The sequence below is a fragment of the Kiloniella litopenaei genome, from assembly GCF_000982415.1.
Classification (GTDB): domain Bacteria; phylum Pseudomonadota; class Alphaproteobacteria; order Kiloniellales; family Kiloniellaceae; genus Kiloniella; species Kiloniella litopenaei.
This window is the reverse complement of the sequence record NZ_LANI01000013.1, coordinates 1-1075: the sequence shown is the minus strand read 5'-3', so window position 1 is coordinate 1075 and position 1075 is coordinate 1. Positions and strand designations below refer to the sequence as shown.

The following is a 1075-nucleotide window of genomic DNA, read 5'->3' as shown; positions in this document are numbered from 1 at the left end:
TGATCCCTCACTCGGGCCTGTATTCAGGCTGTAGCTCAGCGTATCACCATCGATATCGCTGGCAGACAGAGTGCCTGTAACAACGCCGCCGTCTTCAACAGCTGTGTTAACACCAGAAACAGCTACCGGACCATCATTACTACCACTCACAGTGATAACAACATTCTCGGTTGCAACACCGCCGTTACCATCGGAAACATCATAAGAGAAGCTGACATCACGGTTCTCGCCAACACCTAGATCCTGGAAGGCTGAGCCCGGATCAAAGCTGTAGCTGCCATCAGCATTTACAACAACTGAGCCCTCACTCGGGCCTGTGTTCAGACTAAAGCTCAGCGCGTCACCATCGATATCACTTGCTGACAGAGTACCTGTAACAACACCGCCATCTTCAACGGCTGTGTTAACACCAGCAACAGCAACTGGACCATCGTTAGTACCACTTACAGTGATAACAACGTTCTCCGTTGCAACACCGCCGTTACCATCAGAAACATCATAGGAGAAGCTTACATCACGGCTCTCGCCAACACCCAAATCCTGGAAACTTGAGCCCGGATCAAAGCTGTAGCTGCCATCAGCATTTACAACAACTGAGCCCTCACTCGGGCCTGTGTTCAGACTAAAGCTCAGCGCGTCACCATCGATATCACTTGCTGACAGAGTACCTGTAACAACACCGCCATCTTCAACGGCTGTGTTAACACCAGCAACAGCAACTGGACCATCGTTAGTACCACTTACAGTGATAACAACGTTCTCCGTTGCAACACCGCCGTTACCATCGGAAACATCATAGGAGAAGCTCACATCGCGGGTCTCGCCAACAGCCAGATCCTGGAAAGCTGACCCCGGATCAAAGCTGTAGCTGCCATCAGCATTTACAACAACTGATCCCTCACTCGGGCCTGTGTTTAAGCTGAAGCTCAGCGCATCTCCATCGATATCACTTGCTGATAGAGTACCCGTGATAACACCGCCGTCTTCAACAACTGTGTTTACACCAGCAACAGCAACTGGACCATCGTTAGTACCGCTCACCGTGATAACAACGTTCTCAGTTGCAACACCGCTA

At 50.6% G+C, this 1075-nt stretch carries 1 protein-coding gene; it reads right to left on the bottom strand.

Annotation, left to right across the window (positions count from 1 at the left end; genetic code table 11):
* Nucleotides 1-1075 (bottom strand): Ig-like domain-containing protein (locus tag WH95_RS11015; protein ID WP_046506971.1); only part of this gene is annotated, 1075 nt, incomplete at both ends.